Here is a 23,799-nt window from a genome sequence, read left to right on the forward strand (position 1 = left end):
TGATATTATTTAATAATACATATAATGTACTAATATTTTTTAACATATCGAAACTGATAAATTTATGTAATTATATATGGAGTTGTTATGAAAAAGCTGTTAAAAGATAACCTTGTTAAAAGAATAGTTTTCTCGGGTATTGTATTGATATTCGTATATTGGATATTTAATAATCTTGCTATGTTTGGTTCAGTTATTGGTAATTTTGTTGGAATTATAATGCCATTTATAACCGGACTTGTTATAGCTTTTATATTTAATGTTCCTATGCGTTTTATTGAAAAACATCTTTTCAAAGGAGAAAAATTTGAAAAAAAGCCGCGTATCAAAAGATTATGTTCGTATCTTATAACATTAGCTGCTATTATTTTCATAATGACAGTTGTGTTAATTGTGTTGATACCACAGATTGGAAAGACGATTGCAGAGATTATTAAGGTTATTCCGGTGGCGGCGGCTCAGCTTCAACAGTGGGCTGTTGGTAAGCTTGTTGAATTTCCTGAGATTGAAGAATATATAAAAGGAATCAATATTGACTGGTCAGCTCTGCTCAAATCCGTAGCATCTTTTCTTACAGATGGAACTAAAGGTGTCATATCCGGCGGCATTGATGCTGTCAGTGGAATAATATCAGGTGTTACAACATTTTTTATTGGATTTGTTTTTTCAATATATGTATTATTTCAAAAAGAAACACTTGCAGGACAATTGAAAAAAGTAATGTATGCACTTATGCCTGAACAGACCAATAAAAAGATTCTTGAAGTTATGCAAATTGCGGATACAACATTTTCCAATTTTCTATCCGGACAATGTCTTGAAGCATGTATACTTGGAAGCATGTTTGTTATAAGCATGACGATATTACGAATGCCATATGCAGTGCTTATTGGTGTTCTTATAGCAGTTACGGCTTTAATTCCTATTGTAGGTGCGTTTATAGGGTGCATAGTTGGTGCACTGCTTATATGTATGTCTAATCCGCTTCAGGCTTTGGCATTTATTATATTATTTCTCGTATTACAGCAGATAGAAGGAAATCTTATATATCCTCATGTGGTAGGCAGTTCAGTAGGACTTCCCGGGATATGGGTACTTGTTGCAGTTACAGTCGGTGGAAGTCTGTTTGGTGTTGCCGGAATGCTTACTTTTATACCATTATGTTCGGTTGCATATGCTCTTTTCAGGGTATATATTAACAGAAAAGCAGATGAAAAATCAGTTAAAAACACTGAAATATAGAGTTTGGTGGAAGAAATAAAATGAAGGTATCAAAAATTATCAAAAATTTTTTTGGACATTTGACAACAATTAATGAGCATAGATTTCTGGTTATGAAACATTGTTTCCGTGTCGGACTGTATAAGCAGGGGCTTACACATGATTTGTCAAAATATTCACCGACGGAATTTATACCGGGAGTTAAGTATTTTCAAGGAGACAGAAGCCCCAATAATGCACAGCGTGAGCATGAGGGGTATTCATCAGCGTGGCTTCATCATAAAGGAAGAAACAGACATCATTATGAATATTGGATAGATTATTCCTCAAAAAAAGATACACCTGAGCTTGTAGGAATGAAGATGCCGTTAAAATATGTCATTGAAATGTTTTGTGACAGGGTTGCAGCAAGTAAAACTTATAATAAAGAAAAATATACAGATGCAGATTCTTTAAAATATTATATGAGAGGAAGAGGGCATTATGTTATACATCCTGATACTGATGAACTTCTTCATAAGCTGCTTGAAATGCTTGCACAAAAAGGTGAAGATGAAACTTTTTCTTATATAAAAAAGGAATTACTTACTAAGAAAGGATATTGATTATGGCTGCAATGACAGAGATTGAAGCTTATTATAACAAGTTTAATGAAGAAAAAAGACTTGATTCGAGACATGGAAGAGTCGAGTTTAATACATCAATGAAGTATATACATGATTATATTAACGAGTGTAGATATAGAGGAATAGCTGACAGTAATATACATATATTAGATATAGGTGCGGGAACCGGAAGATATTCAGTTCCATTGGCAGATGAAGGCTATGATGTTACTGCTGTTGAACTTGTAAAGCACAATCTTGGAATTTTGAAAGCAAAGAAAAGTTCAGTAAATGCCAGACAGGGAAACGCATTAAATTTATCAAAGCTTCCGGAAAATTTTTATGATGTAACACTTTTATTTGGTCCAATGTATCATCTTTTTGATGAAAATGACAAGTTAAAGGCATTAAATGAAGCAAAACGTGTCACTAAAAAAGGCGGTGTTATTCTTGTAGCATATGTTATGAATGAATACGGGGTTATTACATATGCTTTTAAAGAACGCAATATACTTGATGTAATGAAAGATAAACGTCTTACTGATGATTTTCACACAATTAATTCAACAAAAGATTTGTATGATTATGTAAGAATTGAAGATATTGACAGATTAAACAGTAGGTGTGAAGGCATAGAAAGAATTAAGATTCTCTCGCCGGATGGTGCTGCAAATTATATGAGACCATTTCTTAATAAGTTAAGCGAAGAGGAATTTACGTACTTTCTTGATTATCAGCTTGCAATATGTGAGAGAGCTGATTTAATTGGTGCAGGTGCACATACAGTAGATATTTTAAGAGTGAAATAATTAAAAAAACAGGCAGAAAAAGTAAAGAAAAATATTGACTTATATATTCTAAGTGCTATAATACAATCAAACATATGAATAGTTGTTCATATGAAACAATGAATAAAAGTTAATCAGATTTTGCTTCGCAAAACAAGGAGGCTAAATCCTCTCCTCATCAGTGGATTCGGATTTTGCTTCGCAAAACAAGGAGGATTATTATGAAGAAGACTTACAAAATTGAGGTTGATTGTGCTAACTGTGCTAACAAGATGGAAGAAGCAGCAAAAAAGACTGCTGGAGTTAAAGACGCAGTAGTTAATTTTATGACTCTTAAAATGAATGTGGAATTTGAAGATGGTGCAGATGTAAAGGCTGTTATGCAGGATGTTTTAAAGAACTGTAAAAAGGTTGAAGATGATTGTGAAATTTACATTTAATCATTTCATTTGGAAAGGGTGATTGTATGACTAAAAAGCAGAAAAAGGTTCTGATAAGAATTATAATTGCATTTCTTTTGCTTGTTGTTTTACATTTTGTTCCGGTAAAAGGATGGCTTAGCCTGGTTTTATATCTTGTTCCGTATTTTGTAATAGGATATGACATTTTAAAGAAAGCATTTAAAGGTATTTTAAACAGACAGGTATTTGATGAGAATTTTCTTATGGCAGTTGCGACTGTAGGTGCTATTATTCTGGGTGAGTATACTGAAGGTGTAGCAGTTATGCTTTTTTATCAGATTGGCGAACTTTTTCAGAGTTATGCTGTAGGGAAAAGCAGAAGAAACATCAGCGAACTTATGGATATAAGACCTGATTATGCTAATATTGAAAAAGATGGAAAGCTTGAAAAAGTTGACCCGGATGAAGTTGAGGTTGGAAGTATTATCGTTGTTAAGCCTGGTGAAAAGATTCCTATTGACGGTATTGTTGAATATGGAACAACAACTCTTAATACGGCTGCCCTTACAGGCGAAAGTCTTCCAAGGGATGCAAAAGAGGGTGACGAGGTAATAAGCGGCTGTATCAATATGACAGGGCTTATAAAAATTAAGACAACAAAAGAATTTGGTGATTCTACAGTTTCAAAGATTCTTGATCTTGTTGAGAATTCAAGTTCAAAGAAATCACGTTCAGAGAATTTTATTACCAAATTTGCAAGATATTACACACCGGCGGTCTGCTATGGTGCATTGGCACTTGCTGTTTTACCACCGATTGTCAGTCTTATAATAGGATTTGACCCGGCGTGGAATCAGTGGATATACAGAGCACTTACTTTCCTTGTAATAAGTTGTCCTTGTGCTCTTGTTATAAGTATTCCGCTAAGTTTTTTTGCCGGAATTGGAGGTGCGAGCAAAGAAGGTGTTCTTGTAAAAGGATCTAACTATCTTGAGGCATTGTCAGAAGCAAAATATATTGTTTTTGATAAGACAGGAACACTTACAAAGGGTGTATTTGAAGTCGCTGGAATTCATGATGCAGTAATTCCGGAAGATAAGTTGCTTGAATATGCTGCTTATGCAGAAAGCTTCTCATCACATCCTATAAGCAGAAGTCTTTGTAAGGCTTACGGAAAAGAGATAGACCAGACCAGAGTTTCAGATGTCAATGAGATAAGCGGCGAGGGTGTTACAGCAGTTGTTGATGGAACTAGTGTTGCAGCTGGAAATATAAAGCTTATGAAGCGTCTTGGCATTGAATGTAAAGAATGTGGCAACGTTGGAACCGTTGTTCATGTGGCAGTTAATGGTTCATATGCAGGACATATCCTTATATCTGACCAGCTTAAACAGCATACAAAGCAGGCACTTGAAGAGTTAAAGAAACTTGGAATGAAAAAACTTGTAATGCTTACAGGTGATGCAAAGAGAGTAGCTGAAAGTGTTGCAAAGGAAGTTGGAGTTACAGACGTATACAGTGAATTGCTTCCTGCCGATAAAGTATCAAAAGTTGAGGAACTTCTTGAAAAGAAGCCGGCAAAAGAAAAACTTGTATTTGTCGGTGATGGAATAAATGATGCACCGGTACTTTCGCGTGCTGATATTGGTATTGCCATGGGTGCACTTGGTTCAGATGCAGCGATAGAGGCAGCTGATATTGTATTGATGGATGATGATCCTTTAAAAATTTCAAAAGCAATTCATATATCAAAGAAATGTATCAGAATTGTATATGAAAATATATATTTTGCTATTGGAATCAAGATAATATGTCTTGTGCTTGGGGCTTTAGGTATTGCCAATATGTGGGCTGCAATATTTGCAGATGTTGGAGTTATGGTGATTGCTGTATTAAATGCAATACGTGCATTAAATGCCGGCAAATGATAAGATTAAGAAACGGAGTGACTGGATGAGAACAGAGGATATTAAGCCTATTAAAGTTGGCAGAACTGAAGATGCAGAGACATGCGATGCAATTGAGGTTCACAGCGATTTATTAAAGATAGTCAACACAACACTTCCGGAAGAGACAGAATTATATGATTTGGCTGAACTGTTTAAGGTGTTTGGGGATTCGACCAGAATAAGAATACTGTTTGTATTGTTTGAAGCAGAAGTATGTGTATGTGATCTTGCAGCTGCACTGAATATGACACAGTCAGCTATTTCACATCAGCTAAAGATTTTAAAACAGAGTAAACTTGTAAAGAGCAGAAGAGAAGGCAAATCAGTGTTTTATTCTCTTGCGGATGGTCATGTGAGAACAATAATTGCACAGGGAAGAGAACATATAGAAGAAGATTTATAAAAACAAAAGTAAAATTTAAGATTATTATAAAAACGGCGTATCAGTTCACATCAGTGAGTGATACGCCATTTTTGTCATGGAGATAAGGAAAGTGCTGAGTATTAATATAATCTACATATGAAATTTTGCTTTTTTGTAAAATATGACGGAGAGAGTAGTTGCTATTGACCATCCTATCGGCCATGCACACCATATTCCGGTTGAGCCGAATTGTTTTGAAAGGATTATAGCAAGAACAACTCTTAATATGAGGTCAGTAAATGTTGTTATCATAAATCTGCTCATGAGTCCTGCACCTCTTAAAATTCCGTCAGCGACAAGTTTTGTCGATACAACAAAATAAAATGGTGATAATATACACAGAAACATAATTCCGGTATGAATTGCTGTATTTGTAGGATTATCAAGAAACAGATATAAAAGCTGTTTTCCTGCAAAGAAATATAAAAGTACCAGTGGTATGCTTATAATCCAGACCATTTTGAGCCCTGCCTTAAATCCATCACGGATTCTTTCGCTTTTACCAGCACCAAGATTTTGTGCGGTAAAATTAGAAATACCATTTGCGAGAGTTGTAAATGATGTTATGACAAGATTGTTTAATTTGACGGCAGCAGAATATCCGGCAATAGTTCCGGCACCGAATTCATTAATTACACTTTGGATAATGATATTGCCTATTGAGATAAAACTTTGCTGCAAAATACTTGGAATAGCAATTTTTAAAAGTTTTACAAGTATGATAAATGAAAAAACAGGACATCTTTGTAGGACTTTTATTTTTGATAATCTTAAAAATACTACAATTACAGCAAGGACGGCACTTATGCCCTGACATATAAATGTTGCCCACGCAACTCCGGCAATACCCATATTAAATGCTTTGACAAAAATTATATCAACAAAGATATTTGTTACGGAAGACACGACGAGAAAAATAAAAGGTGTTTTTGAATCGCCAAGAGCGGAGAATATTCCTGTTGCCATATTGTAAAAGAACATGAAGGGAAGTCCGTATATGTATATATCAAGATAAAGTTTTGAATCGTTAAGAATTGCAGATGGTGTTTTTATAAGTTTTAATAAGTTACCACAAAATAAGACACCGAAAAGCATAAGTACGGCACAAAGTACGGCAGTTGAAATCATTGCCGTGTAAACAGAAGTTTTCATGTTCTTGTAATCCTTCGCACCAAAAAACTGTGATACAATTACTGAACAACCGATATTGCAGCCGAATGCAAATGCAATAAATATAAGTGTGATTTCGTAGCTGTTACCGACAGCTGCAAGTGCATTTTCACCGATAAATTTGCCTGCAACGAGGCTGTCAGCGATGTTATAAAGCTGCTGGAATATGATGCTTGCAAATAGCGGCAGACAGAATTTCCAAAGGACAGATTCCGGTTTGCCTACAGTTAAATCTTTGTTCAATGTATTTTCCTCCTCATAATAAATAACAAATTATTTGTAGTTATATTAAAATGTTCTTAGTTAGTATAATTCATTCAACTTTTTTGTCAAATAAAATTATAAAATTGTTGAAAAATAGATGAAAAAATTATAAAATATATACGTATTTTTTAAATATTATATGGAGGAAAAAATGGAACAATTTTTTAAAGTCAAAGAACATGGCTCAACTGTAAAGATTGAGGTTATGGCCGGTATTACAACATTTATGGCCATGGCTTACATTCTTATGGTAAATGCCGGTATGTTCGCAAATCTTGAAGGAGTTTCATACAATGCAGTTTATATTGCAACAGCTCTTTCAGCAGTAATTGGTACATTTCTTATGGCATTTCTTGCAAATCTGCCATTAGGACTTGCATCAGGAATGGGGCTTAATGCGTTTTTCGTATATACAGCCTGTTTTACATTCGGACTTTCTTATGCTAATGCATTAGTATTAGTCCTTCTCGATGGTATTGTATTTACAATTCTTACAATTACTGGTATCAGAGCCAGATTATTCTCAGCAATTCCAGATTGCGTAAGAAAGGCAATTCCAGCAGGTATTGGTCTGTTTATTGCATTCTTAGGTCTTCAGAATGCCGGTATTGTTGTAAATGATCCTTCAACATGTGTTAATCTTGCGTCATTTAACGTATTAAATGGTAATGCAACATGGGCAACTATAATGCCGAGACTTGTTACTATCGCAGCAGTAATTATTATTGCAGTTATGACATACAAGAAAGTAAAAGGTTCAGTTCTCTGGGGAATTCTTGGAGGAACAGTTTTATATTATGTTCTTGGTATCACAGTTCCGGGATTTTATAATGGCTTTACACAAAATTTAAGCTTTAATCCATTTAGTGCTTTTGGTGCATGGGCTAATGAATCTTTCTTAAAAGTATTTACTGATGGATTTAATTTTTCTGGATACCTTGCAAATCATTCAACAGCAGACCTTATTCTTATCATAGCAACTACAGCACTCGCTTTTTGTATGGTTGATATGTTTGATACACTTGGTACACTTTACGGTGCATGTTCAAGAGGCGATATGCTTGATAAGGATGGTAATGTTCCTAATTTTGAAAAAGCTATGCTTTCAGATGCAATTGCAACATGTGCAGGTGCTATCTGTGGTACATCTACAGTTACCACATTCGTTGAGTCTTCATCCGGTGTTGCTGAAGGTGGTCGTACAGGTTTATCTGCATTTACAACTGGTGTTTTATTTTTTATTGCAATGTTTTTAAGTCCTGTTGCAGCTTTAATTCCAAGCAGTGCAACAGCAGCAGCACTTATTTATGTAGGTGTTCTTATGATGGGTGGAGTTACAAAGATTGACTGGAATGATATTTCAGTAGCAGTACCTTCATTTCTTACAATTGCATTTATGGCATTTACATACAATATCAGCTATGGTATTGCATTCGGTATGATTTCATATATTTTCATTATGTTATTTACCGGCAGAGCAAAGGAGATAAAGGCATTTGCATGGCTTATTGCTGTATTATTTACACTTATGTTCTTCCTTACTCACTAATTGAAGAACAAATATAATCATTTTAAATTTAAAGGCGGTAATCTTCAGAGAGATTACTGCCTTTAATAATTTATAATATCTGGGGACTTTCTTATGGTTTGACGTATTTCAAAATATTGGTATAATAAAAGATATAAATGAGATTGGAGAATTTGTATGTCTGCAAATGGAAAAGAAAAAATTATTGAATATCTGAAGAGTAATATTCTGGTTACTGATGGTGCAATGGGAACTTATTTTGCATCATTGTATGATACAAAAGAACCACCGGAATATTGCAATATTAAGGACAGTAAAAAAATATATGATATACACAGACAGTATATTGAAAATGGTGCTAAGATTATAAGAACAAATACATATGCATGTAACACATTTACACTTAATTATGAGATTGAAGATGTTAAAGAAAGTATTAAATGTGCATGTAAAATTGCAAGAGAAGCTGCAAAAGGACATGAAGATATTTTTATTGCCGGAGATATCGGACCTATAACATATAATCATAATGATATGCAAAAACAAGTTAGCGATGAGTATGTAGTTATTACAAAAACTATGATAGAATCAGGTGTTGATGCTATTGTTTTTGAAACATTTCCTGATATGGATGATATAAAAGAAGCTTTAAAATATATTGCAGAAAAAGGTAACATTTTTGTTATTGTGCAGTTTGCTGTAAATCAGTTCGGATATAGCAATTCGGGACTTTCTGCTAAAAAATTGATATCAGATGCATTAGACTGTGAATATACAGATGCTGCCGGACTTAACTGTGGTGTTGGTCCTGGGCATATGTATGGAATATTTGAAAAACTTGGGATTAATACCGCAAAATATCTTACGGCATTGCCTAATGCAGGCTACCCACAGTCAGTCAGCAACAGAATGGTATTTGCGGCAGATAATTCTGAATATTTTTCTATTAAAGCATCAGATATGGCAGAAAGAGGTATTAATATTGTAGGTGGATGCTGTGGAACAACACCTGAATATATAGCTAAACTTGAAAATGCAGTAAAAAATATGCATCCGGTAAAACATTTCAGCGAAGAGCATGAGAAAAAAATTATGTTTAAGCCGATAGATAAGTCATTTTATAAAGATAAATCAGGCAAAAAACTTATAGCTGTTGAGCTTGCACCGCCAGTTGACAGTGATGATGAAAAGCTTATGGATGCAGCACATATTCTGAAAAAGAGCGGTGTTGATGTTCTTACATTCCCTGATTCTCCGTCAGGACGAACAAGGGCAGATTCAATTCTTATGGCAGAAAAGGTTCATAAAGAAACAGGGATGGCTGTTATGCCGCATATATGCTGCCGCGATAAAAATGCTATTGCTATGCGTTCGCAGCTTTTAGGTGCACATCTTAATGATATAAATAATTTTCTTGTTATTACAGGAGATCCTATACCATCAATGGTAAGACAGTCAGTTAAGGCTGTTTTTAACTTTGATTCAGTTGGTCTTATGAATATAATTAAAGATATGAATGAGAGCCAGTTTGAAAATTCACCTATTGTATATGGTGGTGCAATTAACCAGACACGAAGAAATCTTGATGTAGAAATATCGAGGGTAAGAAAAAAGATGGATGCCGGAGCAACATTTTTCCTGACACAGCCTGTATTTGATGATAAAGGCATTGCACGTTTAAGGCAGATAAAGCAGGAAACAGGTGCAAGGATTCTTTGTGGAATAATGCCATTTGTAAGCCTGAAAAATGCCATGTTTATGAAAAATGAAATGACAGGAATTGAAGTATCGGATGAAATAATTGCACGTTATAAAGAATGTGTTACGAAAGAGGATGGCGAATCAGTTGGTGTTGAAATTGCAAAAGAAGTAATAGAAAAAACTTCAGATTTTGTAAATGGTTATTATTTTTCATTTCCATTTAACAGAGTATATCTTCTTGAAAGAATTATATAGAATTATAATAATTGCCAGGATGTTGTGTATACACATTCCTGGCAATTATTTTTTGACAAACTAAAAGCACTTCCCGGAATAGAAGTGCTTTTTAGTTTAGTGTTTATTATTTTCTAATAGGGAGGAGAAAAATCAAAGAACTATGTCTTTGAACAATTATTATAGTACAGTAGAAATATGTCTAAAATAAGACTTTTCTCTGAATAAAAAATAATAATGATTAAATTAATTATAAGAAAATCGTAAACAAATTATAAACTTTACTTGTAGAATATAGATATATTATGTTATAATAAACATAAATTAACGATTGTATTGTTACAATTGATGAGCGTGTTAGAATTAAATATTGATATAAGTGAGGTTTTTTTAATGAATGATGCACAGATTCGTTATTTTATCGAAATGGAAAGAAAAAAAGGCACAACTACGGATGAACTTATATTTATTCTGAGTGATAATGGAATTCCAATATATGAGATTTCTAATTATCTTGATATTTCAGTTAAGCATGTTGAAATGGTGCTTTCTGATGGCTAAGATTTATTTGTAATTGGATAACATATAACTTCGTCAAATCCGGGTTTAACGAAGTTATTATTGGATTAAATTATATAACCCTGCATTTTCTTAGTCTATTGTTAGATTTTTCTTATATCTGTTATATTGAACCTGCCTTAATGCAATCATGTTTTCAATTCCCATATTTTTAAGAGTTGCATTGAATGAATCAAGTTCTGTTAACGGCACCAAACAGTATAAATCCGAACTTCAATTCAAAACGCAAAAATTAAATTCGGAGGTTACTTATTATGAAAACAGAACTTAAAAACATCGGCACTTGGGGCAGACTGCATTATGATTTTCTTTACCGCAATAATCGGACGGTCATCAATGTTATGCGGCTAAACGGAACCCTAAACAATTATCTTGCTATGCACTCCGAACAGTCCGAAAAACAGGCTTAAGAAAAATGAAACCCATTTGCTCTTAGGCATTATTATCTACCATCCATTCGATTTCATATTCCACCCCAATAAGAGATCCTACATTTAATATGTAATCCTTAATGGTATCTTTGGCCCTTTGTGTAGCCTGTGACAACAAAGCGGTATTGCTTTCAGCTTTCGCTTTCATATCTTCCTGAGCTTTCTTTTGCGTCTCTGCACGCTCCTCGGTAGTTATTTTTGTGAACCAGCCTGTTTCGGAAACCGCCTCCGAAATAGACGCAACATCAACATCCACACCCAATATTGTTGCATTCGGGACATAAACTTTTACTTTATTACCGTTTGGCTCTATTTTCACCTTAGAAGCGTCAATGCCCAATTTGACTATCCCGTCATATTCGATCCACGCTTTTTTATACCCTATGTTTCCAAACCACTTTCCTATACCCGAAGAATCCTGCTTTAACTCGCTTGTGTTATGATAATAGCACTTTAGCGTCGCTAATTCGCATATTGCTTTTGTTTCTGAGAAATCCGCTTCCTTTTTTTCGCATCCTGCAAGCGGCAATGCTATTACCAACGATATTATTAACAAGAGTATTTTTTTAAACATTTCCTTTTCCTCACTTACCACATAATTTTGTATCCTGCTTCTTTTAAAAGCGGTGTTAAGAGTGCAGTTATTGAATCCTGTAAGTTTGATTTGGCAGTTTCTATAAGCTTTTCATTTTGATTGGCTTCTTTCAGTGCATCCTCTTTACAATATGATAATGTATCTTTTAACTTAGCCGTGGCGTTTTCAGGTATCGTGCTGATTGAACCATCATTGATTATAATGTCGTTAATTTTAATTTCGGGTATAATTGGCGTAACAGACTTATTTTTTCTATCAATTTTAAAGTCAATATCTTTGGCCTCTATTCCAGCCTTCACTGTGGAATCGTATTTTACAGAATAATCGTTTTTTTCCGGATTATCTTTTTCAGGTATGGAAACAACGCCGTTGTAACAAAACTCCCCCGTTGAAAGTTCGCTTATAGATACTACTTCCCGTAATGTTGAAGTCGTGATGATTGTTCTTTTAACCGATGGCCCAAAGAAAATGAAAGCAACAATGACAACGACTATTATCGCTACCGCTGCAATTATTGATTTTAATAGTTTTTTGCTGAGCTTCATTTGTTTTCCTCCTAAAAATTAAGTGATTATTGTTTTGAAATAATTGCAATTAAAGCTTAGTCAACAATTCTGCCTTTTTATTACTGAATTCTTCCTCTGTAATAATGCCATTATCCTTTAATTCAGATATCCTTTTTAGAGTTTCAAAGACATCGTTATCTCGTGAGGTTTCGTGCGGTTGTTTTTTTGTAAATAGTCCTGAAATGCCGCTTATTGCTTTTTTACCACTATCAACAAATTTGGATTTAATATCTTTTTCTTCAGCGGGATTATCAGCAGTAATGTTTTCGATTTCAATAATGTCTTTTTCCAAGTCTTCTTCTGTATATCCAAAAGCTGCACTGTCGAGCGTTTTTTGCAGACGATTGGTCATAGGCATCATGGACGCAAAATTTATACTGCCTGATATAACACCGCCAATTACTGGAATCGCTTTAGAAAAGCCTTGTGCCACGGTGGTTTTTGTAACCTTGACACCTATTGCTTTCCCGATTTGCTTAACAATTGGATACCAAAAAGTTTTTGTTAAAGCTTTTTGAGGTGATTTTTTAAGTGTTGTTTTTGCAATCTGTGTAGATAAAACCCGTACCCCCGACACAGCACCGGAAACGCCAAACATAACACCGCAATATAGCAGCAGTTGTTTTTTTACTTTTTCATCATCAACCTGACAATCTCGCCAAAGATCTTGTGCACCATATAGGTAAGACAATTCTTGCACCAACCTTAACGACATACCAAAAAACTGTAGTACATCGGCCGGTATAGTGGCAACCATTGCCAATCCACCGGGAAATCCGGCAGTAAACGAAGCAACGGAGGATTGGCTTGTGCGTTTCAATATCAGTTTGTTTGAAATAGCAGCTAATTTTTCTTTAGATACTTTTGCCTCTACCGGTCCGAAATCCAAAACATCTTGGATTATGACATCTTCTGTAGCAAAAGTTTCAGCCAGAAACTTATCACGGCTGACTTTCACCACGGGGATTTGTACCGCTGAAGTAATAATATTTTCTAATGCTACTTCTTTTCCTGCATTGTTTTATTCAGTCATTGTTAAGCTCCTTTTATATGTAATAAAACTGCAATATTACTAAACATATTATACCATATCGTTTTCTAAATAGCAAATTAGGTTACACTAAATCACTTATGGCTCATATGCATTCGCGAAAATTACAAGCTCTTTTTCGGACGAAAGAATTGTCCGGAAAGGAGCATTTTTTATGGAATTTTTCATTCACCGTAAACCATTATACTGCAAAATAAGTGACAAATACAATGACAATGTCATTTGTTATGCCGTGTCGGAGGTGGTACTATGTCATTAAACCGTTACTCGGTCGAAACTCCGGAGGTGGCATTCTTGAAAAAAAACCTTGACGGTCTTAATGATGTGTATAGAGATATTGCCGATGAAATCGGTGTTGAAAACGCATTGGCGATATACAGGCTGTTTCGCGGAACGCAAATTTCATTCCCGAGCAGATTGTTTTCAAAGGAATACACACACAAGGCAATTATCAGTGAATATGACGGCAATAACATACCGCAATTGGCACAAAAGTATAACTACTCTGAGCGAAGCGTATGGCGCATCCTAAAAACAATGAAATAAATCTTATGGGGATATTATGAAAAATAAAAAGAAAATCATTATTATATCGGCAGTTGGTGTTGCCGTTTTGGCGGTGGTATTGGTTTTAACGCTTGTGTGTTTTCACAGCTGGACCGATGCCACCTGTGATGCACCGATGACCTGCAAAAAATGCGGCAAAACAAAAGGTGAAGCATTATCACATGAATGGATTGCAGCAACCTGTAAGGAAGCAAAGCATTGTTCACGGTGGGCGCTTACCGACGGCGAACCGCTTTCACACAGCTTTAACGAAGCGACTTGTGAATTACCGAAAACCTGTTCGGTCTGCGGCACTACAGAGGGGGAGCCTATCGGTCATGCCGTCAACAACTGGAAAATGACCAAAGCAACAAGCTGTTCGGAAGAAGGAGAAAGAGTTGGCACTTGTGACCGCTGCAAAAAGGTGTGTACAGAAAAAATAGAAAAATTACCGCATACCAAAGGCGATTGGCAAGTTAAGAAAAATTTTATCATCAATTCCGACGGTACTGTAACTGATGGTACAGAGGTAATTGTTTGTACCGTTTGCAAACAGGAAGTTGAAAACCGCAAATATACAGCAAATTTGACCCAAAGCCAAAAGAATGCGGCAATTTGCACATACGAAGAGGTTAATGATTGGCATTGCGGACCGAGCTTTTTAATATACACTTTATTAGCTGATTTTGAAAGCTATCCGTTAGAAGACGCTAAATTTGTTGTGGCACATATAAATGTCAATTATGACGAGCAAGCAGTATTTTTTATTTCATTATTTTCATCTAAGAACTATTGTGATAACAATCTTTTGTTTTGTCATCTTTTGTTTCAGAGTAAGAGCCATCGGTACTTGTGGCAGTTATAGTACCTGTGGCTGAATACTGGCATCCGCCAAGAGTAATCTTTGTTGAACCGCTTACTGCTATTTCTAAGGCATTGCCGTCATTAAAACGTACCCCATGAGCTGCATCATTATATTTAAATGCATTTTTAGTTCCAACTTTGATTGTAAGTCCACCATAAGATATGTCTTTTTTTCCGTCTGTGTCTGTTGGAACGATTGAACCATCCCTGAAATCATAGAATTTCTTCAATGATTTTACAGAAAGACAAGGAACATATGTCTGACCTGTAAATGAAACAGTGATTGTTGTAGCTGTTTCGCCTGTATAATTAAATGAAACAGAGTAATCATCTTCATTAGTATAATTTGAAGCATTGTGATAACAATCTTTTGTTTTAGCTTCTTTTGTCTCTGTGTAAGAACCATCTGCACTTGAAGCTGTTATAGAACCAGACTGGGAATACTGACAGCCACCGAGAGTGATTTTTGTAGGACCGTTTACTTTGATTTCAAATGAATTACCATCCTTAAAAAGTGTACCATGGGAACTACCATGATAGTTAAATGCATTCTTTGTGCCTACCTTGATTGTCAGATTTCCGTAAGTAATGTCAGATTTACCGTCTGTATCGGTAGGAACGACAGAACCATCTCTGAAATCATAGAAAGCGTCACCGTCTTTCGTCTCGGATGTCAGTCCTTCGGCTTTGACAGTCTGTGACGAGAATGAAACTCCGGCAGGGATTGCCAGTGATACCGCCATAATCACGGCAAGTCCCGCAGAGAGTTTCTTTCGCAGATTTCTGCTTAATTTGCTCATAAAAAGCCTCCTTTTTTATAAATTTGGGTTCGCCGGATTCCTTTACGATTGGATTGTATTTATTGGCGTACCTGTTTTTATTAATATTATACAAGAAATTTTATATAGCAAAAGGTTCACTTTTTTCATGGTTCAAAATTTTCCAAAAATCTGCAAAGCCCTATATTTACTGCGTTAAGCGTTACTCTTTTCAACGAATCTTTCAAGCTGTTTTTTAGCCGCACCACTTGTGATTATATCTCTTGCCTTTTCTATTGCATCCTGCATTGTGAGGTTATCAGAGGCAAGATAGATTGCTGCACCGGCATTAAGAAGCACTGCATCCATTTTTGGACCTTCTTTCCCGTCAAGAATTTCACGGGCAATTTTTGCATTTTCTTCCGGCATGCCGCCGATAAGCTCTTCTTTTTTGCATCTTTTAAGTCCAAACTGTTCAGGTGTGATTTCATATGATTTGAATTCGTCGCCCTTGAATTCGCAGACCTTTGTAGGTGCAGAAAGCGAAATCTCATCAATAGAATCTGTTCCGTAAACAACCATAGCACGTTTTACGCCCAGATTTTTTAGAACGTGTGCAAGAGGTTCAACAAGATCTTCACTGTATACACCAAGAAGCTGCATTGTTGCACCGGCAGGATTTGCAAGAGGTCCGAGGATGTTAAAAAGTGTCCTGATTCCCATTTCTTTTCTGACACCACCGACAAATCGCATGGCTGTATGATATTTCTGTGCAAAAAGGAAACATATGTTAATTTCTTTTAAAAGCTGTGCACTGAGTGCAGGGGCGATATCAATTTTCACACCGAGAGCCTCAAGGCAGTCAGCAGTTCCACATTTGCTTGAAGCAGCTCTGTTGCCGTGCTTTGCAACAGGAATTCCGGCTGCCGATGTAACTAGTGCAGACAATGTTGATATGTTAAATGTGTTAGAACCATCTCCGCCGGTTCCCACAATTTCAAGTACATCCATATCATTTAAAAATCTTTCACAATGGGCACGCATAACCTTTGCTGCCGCTGTTATTTCACCGATAGTTTCGCCTTTCATGGCAAGAGCAGTTAAAAATGATGCTTTCTGTGCATCAGTTGCCTGATTTGTCATAATTTCTTCCATAACATCAGACATCATTTCAGAACTTAAATCCTTACGCTGAACCAATAAACTAATAGCTTCTTTAATCATAATAATCCTCCTGTTTTTTCCGAAGGAAAAATGCGACCACTCCTGGGAGCAGAGGATTTGTCCTCCTGGTTTTTCCGAAGCAAAATCCGTTTTTATGCAAATAAAAAAGTCCCTGACTGAAAAACATATACAATGCTTTCCAGTCAAGGACGGTTAAAATGTACACCGCGGTGCCACCTTGATTCATAATTACTTACACACTCATTAAGATACAAACATATCTTTGGCAATTAACGTATGCCTTACGTCATGGAATACTAAGATTAAGTAAAAATCCTTTGACCATGCCCTCCGTGGTCCATTTAATGAATTGTTGCTGCCAGGTTCTCAGCTTCCCTGACTCTCTGTAAGTACATCTTTCATTTTTATCTCCACTTCAACGGTTTGCTTTATTAAATTGTCTTTATTATACGCCGTGATTTATAATTGTCAATAACTAAAATTGAATAATTTTATAATATTTTCAGATTTGAATATATCATCAAATATGAACTCCTCGGCAAGTGTTTCAAGATTATCTTCAGAATATTCAACTTCACGCGAAAAGATATGAATAATATCCATTCGGTCATCAGATGAAAATTTGTTGCCATTTTGGATGAAACGATAAATTTCCATATCACGCAGAATTGCAATATTCGCAGCTGCAAGCTGTATTTTTCCGAATAAATCATGGTCATATGAGGCTTTTAACAGATATCTGAAAATATAATATTTTAAAATATTTTCAAGCTCAGCAGTATTTTCGGCATAATATGAATTAAGATATTTAGTATATTCTTCAAAAGCCTGATTGTACTGTATTTTCCTGCTTTCATGTTCGTTATTTTCAGAAGCATTAGAATTTTCGGGATGAAGAAAATCCATTATTTTATCTGTAAAATCAGGCCATTCATCTCCCAGAGTTTCTAGTTCAAGATATGCGTACCATACAGATGCCATATTTTGTTCAAGTTCATTAAATGAAATCTGGCGGAAATCGCTGATAAAGCAGCTATTGAAGTCGTGCTGTTTTATTTTTTTGTATAGTTTGTTCATTGAATTGTAATCATTGTTATTAATATGGTTTTGAAAATCTGCAGCTATATTAATAATGATTATCATTTTTTGATTAAAAGTATAATCAGTTTTTTCAATTACATACATAAATTCGTCACGTAACAGCATAAGCATATCTGCAAGACTGCTGTCAAATTCACTGTCATCAAAGACATCTTCGTCGGTATCTGTTTCTGAATAAGAAAAATTGCTGCGGTCTGTTAAAATTATTTTTGCAGCCTCTTCACAGGCAAGACCGATTCCGCGTTCTTTTACATTACCGAAATATTCTGTAAAACGTGGAAACTGATCACAGACAATTCCGATATGTTCTTCCCCCAGTTCTTTATAGATGCCACACAGATTATTATTGTCAAGAAAAGGACATTTTCCGTCTTTGAGTTTGAAGCAAAGATTATCATAATCAATATTGTCACGTAATTTTTTCCCGAAATCTCCGTTTACTGTGCTGTAATACTCTGCGGTTTCTTCGTCAATGTCAATCTGCCAGCCGCCAACACAGCAATTATCTTTACATTCTGAGGAAATGCAGTGAAAATTTTTATAGTATCCCGGAGTGCGTAATTTTATTTTATTATTCATTAACATTCTCCTCAATAACTATATCTGCTGTCTGATATCGGATTATTTTTGAAAGTGAAGATAAAGGCATCTCTACCTGATAGCCTATTTTTCCGGCACTGAATATTATTGTATCAAAGTTTTCGGCTTCATGTTGAAATGTTGTAGGGAAAACTTTTTTCATTCCGATAGGTGAACATCCACCATGAATATAACCTGTAAGAGGCAGAAGCTCCTTTGATTTTAACATGTCAATTGATTTTTCCCCAACAGCCCTGGCTGCTTTTTTCAAATCAAGTTCTTTTGCAACAGGAATTACAAAAACGTAATTTTTGCCTGATTTTGCAACTGTTACAAGTGTTTTAAAAACTTTATCCGGATTTTCATTTAAGGCAGCCGCAACGTCAACACCACTTACCGCATCAGTGTTGATATAGCTGTGTGCTGTATATTTTATTTTTTTTTGTTCAAGGATACGCATTACATTAGTTTTTTCTTCCATAATTGATACTTCTTTCTTTAAACTCAACTGTCATGCCGAAGCACATGAAAAATTACATTTTTGATTAATATTTTAAACTGAGAGTGTTGTCCATTTGCTGCAGTCCCATACTTCATTTACAAGACCATCGTAAAATTCAGGCTCGTGGCAGACCATCAGTATGCTTCCCTTATATTCCATTAAAGCACGCTTTAGTTCATCTTTGGCATCAACGTCAAGATGGTTGGTTGGCTCATCGAGCACAAGGATGTTGCTCTCGCGGTTAATGAGTTTACAAAGTCGGACTTTCGCCTGCTCGCCACCGCTTAATACACGAATCTGACTTTCAATGTGTTTTGTTGTGAGACCACATTTAGCGAGTGCCGAACGTACTTCATATTGTGTGTATGAAGGAAATTCTTCCCATATTTCATTGAGGCATGTATTTGTGTTATCAGGAGAACTTTCCTGTTCAAAATAACCGATTTCAAGGTAATCTCCAAGCTCAACTTCGCCGGAAACCGGTTGTATTATTCCAAGAATACTTTTTAAAAGCGTGGACTTACCAATCCCATTTGCACCAACCATGGCTATTTTACTGCCGCGTTCCATTGAAATATTGAGTGGAACCGAGAGTGGTTTGTCATATCCGATTACAAGATCTTTTGTTGTAAAAATGTATCGTCCCGGAGTACGGGCCTGTTTGAAATAAAATTCAGGTTTTGGTTTTTCAGCAGCAAGCTCAATTATATCCATATTGTCAAGCTTTTTCTGGCGTGACATAGCCATGTTTCTGGTTGCAACACGTGCCTTATTTCTTGCAACGAAATCTTTCAAGTCGGCAATTTCTTTCTGTTGCCTGTTGAATGCTGCTTCCATCTGTGCTTTTTTCATCGCATAAACTTCCTGAAATTTGTCATAGTCGCCAACATAACGGTTGAGCTGCTGATTGTCCATATGGTAAATCAGGTTAATTACACTGTTTAAAAATGGTATATCATGTGAAATCAAAATGAAAGCATTTTCATAATCATTTAAGTATCTTTTAAGCCATTCTATATGTTCGGCGTCAAGATAATTAGTAGGCTCGTCGAGAAGCAGAATATCAGGTTTTTCAAGAAGAAGCTTACCAAGTAAAACTTTTGTACGCTGTCCGCCGCTTAATTCTGTTACATCTTTGTCAAGCCCGAGGTCGAGAAGTCCTAGTGCCCTTGCAACTTCTTCAACTTTGGAATCTATCATATAAAAATCATGCATTGTGAGCATGTCCTGAATTACGCCGAGTTCTTCCATTAGGGAATTCATCTCATCCTCGTCTACATCACCAAGCTTTGCACATATTTCATTCATGCGTTCTTCCTGGCTGTAAAGAAAATCAAATGCTGATGCAAGAACTGAGCCAATAGTCATTCCCGGTTCAAGTACGGCATGCTGGTCAAGATAACCGACACGCACATTTTTCGACCATTCAACTTTTCCTTCGTCAGGCATAAGCTTTCCTGTTATTATATTCATAAATGTGGATTTACCCTCACCGTTAGCACCAACTAATCCGATGTGTTCACCTTTCAGCAGCCTGAATGAGACATCTGAAAAGATTGCTCTGTCTCCAAAACCATGTGAGAGATGTTCTACGTTTAAAATACTCATAAATACCTTACCTTTTTATTATTTGTTATGTCTTTTTAACCTATAGTATCATATTAAATATTGGAATAAATATCAACTTAAATTTTTGTACACAGCTGGTTTTATGGAAATTGTACTGTAATCTGCAGCATAAAGCTTTGCACTGTCATTTACTACCTGACGATAACGGTGCATCCATTTTGTTGTTATCCCTCCATATTTTGCAACATCATCCTCGCTTGCACCACCACTTAACATGTATTTAAATGCACAATGTCTCATATCCTGCATTGTAAAATCCGGAAAATCATTATTAGATTTTTTGGCCTGTGAGATATATTTTTTTAAAAGGCGTTCAGCATCACGTATTTTTAATACAGTTCCTCTTTTGTTGAAAAATATATGTCCGTCAGCTATTTTATGTATTTCAAGGTACGTAAGCAGCATTTGTGAGACATCGTCAGGTAACTTTATAATACGTGATATTCTTTTCTTTTCCGGAAAATGTATACAAAGACATTCATTTGAATCATATAATATGAAATTTGTCATCATACTGCATATTTCACCGGAAGTAAGACCACATTTTAATACTAATGAAAAAATCATATATGCCATATCGTCGCCTGCTTTTGATGAAAGATCAAGAATTGTTGATATATCATCTTCACAAGGAAGTTTATCAGTTGTAATTATTTTATCTTCATCAGGTAATATATAATCTTTAAAGTAATTAATATAATTTCTGCCGGCGTTATTTTCACGTACACGTATATATTCGCATAACGTACGCATTACGGACATACGCATCAGTGCCGTTGAATATGATAATCTTTTGCTTTGTATTTTTTCTGTTAAATCATTGAAGTACTTTTCTGTATCAGATTCTGTCAGCTCAAGAGGAGAGTGACCTGTAATTTTTATATAAGCTTTTATAACATTATAATAATTTTTTCGTGTCTTTTCTGACAGGCTGGCCGCAAAAAAATTCCATATTGAATAAAGAAATTCATCATTTTTATTTTTTGTTTCGTTCATAACGTGTATCCTCAAATTATTTAATTATTTTATATTTTACCACTATTGACGACATATGTCTATATTCCAACCAAAAAACCATACCACCACTCTACTTCAAAATAAACAAATAATAATTAAGAAAGGCTTCCTGACCACAACTTCTATTTGCATTTATTTCTTATTTTGATTATAATAAATATAATATTTTGCAATTTTACTAATGCGAGGTTATTAAATGGAACAATATTCAAGACAGTTTATCGAAGAATTGGCTAAGCACATAGATCCTGCTATTGCCGATTTTTTTAATATGAAGCATGAAATTTTCAAATTTCCTGCAAAAACTTTTACAGAATTAATTGACGAAACACTTATGGACTATCTCGAAGGCAAAACAAGCCGTGAAGATTTGATTCCTATCGTCAACAAGATTAAAAAATCCCGTCTGCAAAAACGTGCCAGATGGTACAAGTCATACATTAATGATGTTGACACAATAAGCATTGATGACCCTAAACATCCACTCTCCCATATTATAAATATGGCACGCTCACTCCCTATTGACCAATATGTCAATATGTTCGGAAATATGGAGCTTGACGAAATTATTGCACAATATAAAACAAAAGCAACCGAGTGGAAAGATAACTCGAACAGCCTTCTGATCGAATTTCCGGGACTATCAACTTTTACAAATAATTCAATTTTTAATTCATTAAAAAATGACCTTATAATAAGTGCCTGGAAATATATAGAGGCAGACCTGGCAGGAAATATTGATTCATATATGAGAATGTTCCCGGAGCAGCTTCTCAACAGACCACTCTTCTCTCCATCTTCATTTACACTTATGATGGACACAGCATCAAATAATCTTCTTAAAGAAATTATTACAGATGAAAATGGACAGGAACTTCTGGAAGTTACTGTAAATACAGGTAAGCTTACTCCTCCAAAGTCAATGGATTCTAATGATTTAAAACTTATTAATGCTTTTATCTCGAACATTAATATGCAGGAATTTTCAAGAGAAAAATCTGTTATTGTCGATCTTAATACTTTGGGCAAGGAGGTTGTTGATTATCATGTCGGAAAAAATGTACTTAACAAAATTTCCAATTCATGCCGTAAGCTTGTCGAATATAACTTCTCTTACGAAGAAGAAGGCAGCAAAATGTATTTCAACCTCTTTGATAATATTGCAATAAAGGAAGATGCCGAGCGACCATATGCTATTGCACAATTTGGTGAAATATTAAGCAATGCCATAATCCAGAAAAAATTAATCTCAATAACCTCATCTTCATACGATGTACTGCAGAACAATCTTTCAAAGATTATTTGTTATGCATTAAAACGTGAACAGATTGCTAATCAGGAAAGCCTGACTAATGAATACAGTTATACATATTTCCAGAAGATTGTACGTTTCAAACTAAAAAATAAGAAGAAAAATCTTCAGCTTATACAAGAAAGTCTTCAGGAATTTGTAGATAACAAAATTGCTATCGAAAGTTTTGAATTAAAAAATGGTGTTTTTGTAATTCATTTTCTTCCTCTTTCACCGGCAGAAATCGAAGATTTACATTTTGATAATACTAAGGCTGTTTCGGTTTCTGATAAACTTAAATAAGCGTATTGTCTACATTTTGCTTAAAATATCGTTGTCAAAACAGTCACTTAACATATCACTAAAAAAGAGAGTATTGTATTTATTACATGCTCTCTTTTTTTATGCAATGTACTTTAACGCTCTTTTTCAATTATATTTGTCGTTATTATTTTGTTTTTACATGTCATTTATTTATAAATATGGCATTTTTACTGGCTCTGTCTCATTTTATTTTATTTTTAATTATCTTTTTATCAACTGCAAATATGCTATCAGTTTGACGTTATAAAAGAAATGTAGATAATTTTGGAGTAAAATTCTACGTAGATATATATTTAAATATCAAAAAGTAGACTAATTTGGAGTAAAAAAATGATATGTAGATAATTTTAGAGTAAAAAAGGCAATTTTTATTGACGATATTTGTCATAAATCATTTTATATGTTAATTTTATATATAATTAATCTCCTTTTTCTACATTTTTTTTCGAAAAAAAAATTTTTGATGTCTACATTTTTGGCTTAAACACTGGTTTTT

The 23,799-nt window shown here is 34.9% G+C and carries 24 protein-coding genes; 13 read left to right on the forward strand and 11 right to left on the reverse strand.

The window, feature by feature from the left end:
* The first annotated feature begins 87 nt into the window (after positions 1–87).
* The 6 genes from H8S01_RS07270 (at position 88) to H8S01_RS07295 (ending at position 5,367) form a co-directional block, all read left to right on the forward strand.
* Positions 88–1,242, forward strand: coding sequence for an AI-2E family transporter (locus H8S01_RS07270; RefSeq protein ID WP_186836725.1), 1,155 nt, complete (start codon positions 88–90; stop codon positions 1,240–1,242).
* Between the two features lie 20 nt (positions 1,243–1,262).
* Positions 1,263–1,826: a DUF5662 family protein gene (locus H8S01_RS07275; protein ID WP_021866295.1), complete on the forward strand. Its 564-nt coding sequence runs from the start codon at positions 1,263–1,265 to the stop codon at positions 1,824–1,826.
* 11 nt (positions 1,827–1,837) lie between these two features.
* Positions 1,838–2,635, forward strand: coding sequence for a class I SAM-dependent methyltransferase (locus H8S01_RS07280; protein WP_186836766.1), 798 nt, complete (start codon positions 1,838–1,840; stop codon positions 2,633–2,635).
* A gap of 200 nt (positions 2,636–2,835) precedes the next feature.
* Positions 2,836–3,054, forward strand: coding sequence for a cation transporter (locus tag H8S01_RS07285; protein WP_021866293.1), 219 nt, complete (start codon positions 2,836–2,838; stop codon positions 3,052–3,054).
* Between the two features lie 26 nt (positions 3,055–3,080).
* A complete protein-coding gene (locus tag H8S01_RS07290) occupies positions 3,081–4,943 on the forward strand; it encodes a heavy metal translocating P-type ATPase (protein ID WP_186836726.1) in 1,863 nt (620 codons plus the stop codon).
* A gap of 25 nt (positions 4,944–4,968) precedes the next feature.
* Positions 4,969–5,367 (forward strand): ArsR/SmtB family transcription factor, encoded by a 399-nt coding sequence (locus tag H8S01_RS07295; RefSeq protein ID WP_021866291.1) that lies wholly within the window; start codon positions 4,969–4,971, stop codon positions 5,365–5,367.
* Between the two features lie 111 nt (positions 5,368–5,478).
* Here H8S01_RS07295 and H8S01_RS07300 read toward each other — a convergent pair whose 3' ends face one another.
* Positions 5,479–6,801 carry an MATE family efflux transporter gene (locus H8S01_RS07300; protein ID WP_186836727.1) on the reverse strand — a complete coding sequence of 441 codons (1,323 nt, stop codon included), beginning with the start codon at positions 6,799–6,801 and terminating at the stop codon, positions 5,479–5,481.
* A 172-nt stretch (positions 6,802–6,973) separates the two neighbouring features.
* On the opposite strand from H8S01_RS07300, the gene H8S01_RS07305 reads away from it, so the two are divergent.
* From H8S01_RS07305 to H8S01_RS07315, 3 genes are all read left to right on the forward strand, one after another.
* Positions 6,974–8,371 carry an NCS2 family permease gene (locus H8S01_RS07305; RefSeq protein ID WP_021866289.1) on the forward strand — a complete coding sequence of 466 codons (1,398 nt, stop codon included), beginning with the start codon at positions 6,974–6,976 and terminating at the stop codon, positions 8,369–8,371.
* Between the two features lie 156 nt (positions 8,372–8,527).
* Positions 8,528–10,306, forward strand: coding sequence for a bifunctional homocysteine S-methyltransferase/methylenetetrahydrofolate reductase (locus tag H8S01_RS07310; RefSeq protein ID WP_186836728.1), 1,779 nt, complete (start codon positions 8,528–8,530; stop codon positions 10,304–10,306).
* Between the two features lie 372 nt (positions 10,307–10,678).
* The gene (locus H8S01_RS07315) at positions 10,679–10,846 is read left to right on the forward strand and encodes a hypothetical protein (protein ID WP_186836729.1); all 168 of its coding nucleotides are present in this window, start codon (positions 10,679–10,681) and stop codon (positions 10,844–10,846) included.
* A 90-nt stretch (positions 10,847–10,936) separates the two neighbouring features.
* Here H8S01_RS07315 and H8S01_RS14230 read toward each other — a convergent pair whose 3' ends face one another.
* A complete protein-coding gene (locus tag H8S01_RS14230; protein ID WP_279287871.1) occupies positions 10,937–11,059 on the reverse strand; it encodes a hypothetical protein in 123 nt (40 codons plus the stop codon).
* 59 nt (positions 11,060–11,118) lie between these two features.
* On the opposite strand from H8S01_RS14230, the gene H8S01_RS07320 reads away from it, so the two are divergent.
* Positions 11,119–11,274 carry a TnpV protein gene (locus tag H8S01_RS07320; RefSeq protein ID WP_186836730.1) on the forward strand — a complete coding sequence of 52 codons (156 nt, stop codon included), beginning with the start codon at positions 11,119–11,121 and terminating at the stop codon, positions 11,272–11,274.
* 22 nt (positions 11,275–11,296) lie between these two features.
* On the opposite strand, the gene H8S01_RS07325 is transcribed toward H8S01_RS07320, so the two are convergent.
* From H8S01_RS07325 to H8S01_RS14295, 3 genes are read right to left on the reverse strand one after another with little or no spacing between them, the layout of a single operon-like run.
* Positions 11,297–11,890, reverse strand: a complete 594-nt coding sequence (locus H8S01_RS07325; RefSeq protein WP_207723036.1) for a DUF4230 domain-containing protein — start codon at positions 11,888–11,890, stop codon at positions 11,297–11,299.
* Positions 11,884–12,435 (reverse strand): DUF4230 domain-containing protein, encoded by a 552-nt coding sequence (locus H8S01_RS07330; RefSeq protein ID WP_186836731.1) that lies wholly within the window; start codon positions 12,433–12,435, stop codon positions 11,884–11,886. The genes H8S01_RS07325 and H8S01_RS07330 overlap by 7 nt, the downstream gene beginning before the upstream one ends.
* A 49-nt stretch (positions 12,436–12,484) precedes the next feature.
* Positions 12,485–13,417, reverse strand: coding sequence for an SHOCT domain-containing protein (locus H8S01_RS14295; RefSeq protein ID WP_186836732.1), 933 nt, complete (start codon positions 13,415–13,417; stop codon positions 12,485–12,487).
* Between the two features lie 384 nt (positions 13,418–13,801).
* On the opposite strand from H8S01_RS14295, the gene H8S01_RS07340 reads away from it, so the two are divergent.
* Together H8S01_RS07340 and H8S01_RS07345 are read left to right on the forward strand one after the other, a co-directional pair.
* Positions 13,802–14,053, forward strand: a complete 252-nt coding sequence (locus tag H8S01_RS07340) for a Mor transcription activator family protein (protein ID WP_243204273.1) — start codon at positions 13,802–13,804, stop codon at positions 14,051–14,053.
* Between the two features lie 16 nt (positions 14,054–14,069).
* A complete protein-coding gene (locus H8S01_RS07345) occupies positions 14,070–14,918 on the forward strand; it encodes a hypothetical protein (protein ID WP_186836734.1) in 849 nt (282 codons plus the stop codon).
* Here H8S01_RS07345 and H8S01_RS07350 read toward each other — a convergent pair.
* The 6 genes from H8S01_RS07350 to H8S01_RS07375 form a co-directional block, all read right to left on the reverse strand.
* Positions 14,836–15,717 (reverse strand): hypothetical protein, encoded by an 882-nt coding sequence (locus tag H8S01_RS07350; protein ID WP_186836735.1) that lies wholly within the window; start codon positions 15,715–15,717, stop codon positions 14,836–14,838. The two genes, H8S01_RS07345 and H8S01_RS07350, sit on opposite strands and share 83 nt — an antisense overlap.
* A gap of 174 nt (positions 15,718–15,891) precedes the next feature.
* A complete protein-coding gene (gene trpD / locus H8S01_RS07355) occupies positions 15,892–16,899 on the reverse strand; it encodes an anthranilate phosphoribosyltransferase (protein WP_186836736.1) in 1,008 nt (335 codons plus the stop codon).
* A gap of 429 nt (positions 16,900–17,328) precedes the next feature.
* Positions 17,329–18,540: a flagellin lysine-N-methylase gene (fliB, locus tag H8S01_RS07360; protein ID WP_186836737.1), complete on the reverse strand. Its 1,212-nt coding sequence runs from the start codon at positions 18,538–18,540 to the stop codon at positions 17,329–17,331.
* On the reverse strand, positions 18,533–19,021 hold the full coding sequence (ybaK, locus tag H8S01_RS07365) for a Cys-tRNA(Pro) deacylase (RefSeq protein ID WP_021866603.1): 489 nt from the start codon (positions 19,019–19,021) through the stop codon (positions 18,533–18,535). The genes fliB and ybaK overlap by 8 nt, the downstream gene beginning before the upstream one ends.
* Before the next feature lie 72 nt (positions 19,022–19,093).
* Positions 19,094–20,650 carry an ABC-F family ATP-binding cassette domain-containing protein gene (locus H8S01_RS07370; RefSeq protein WP_186836738.1) on the reverse strand — a complete coding sequence of 519 codons (1,557 nt, stop codon included), beginning with the start codon at positions 20,648–20,650 and terminating at the stop codon, positions 19,094–19,096.
* A 72-nt stretch (positions 20,651–20,722) separates the two neighbouring features.
* On the reverse strand, positions 20,723–21,667 hold the full coding sequence (locus H8S01_RS07375; protein WP_186836739.1) for a tyrosine-type recombinase/integrase: 945 nt from the start codon (positions 21,665–21,667) through the stop codon (positions 20,723–20,725).
* Positions 21,668–21,884: 217 nt separating this feature from the next.
* Between H8S01_RS07375 and H8S01_RS07380 the strand changes: the two genes are divergently transcribed.
* Positions 21,885–23,282 carry a hypothetical protein gene (locus H8S01_RS07380; RefSeq protein WP_021866606.1) on the forward strand — a complete coding sequence of 466 codons (1,398 nt, stop codon included), beginning with the start codon at positions 21,885–21,887 and terminating at the stop codon, positions 23,280–23,282.
* Positions 23,283–23,799 lie beyond the last annotated feature (517 nt).

Source organism: Lachnospira hominis (ex Liu et al. 2021), assembly GCF_014287955.1.
In the GTDB taxonomy this organism is placed as follows: domain Bacteria; phylum Bacillota; class Clostridia; order Lachnospirales; family Lachnospiraceae; genus Lachnospira; species Lachnospira hominis.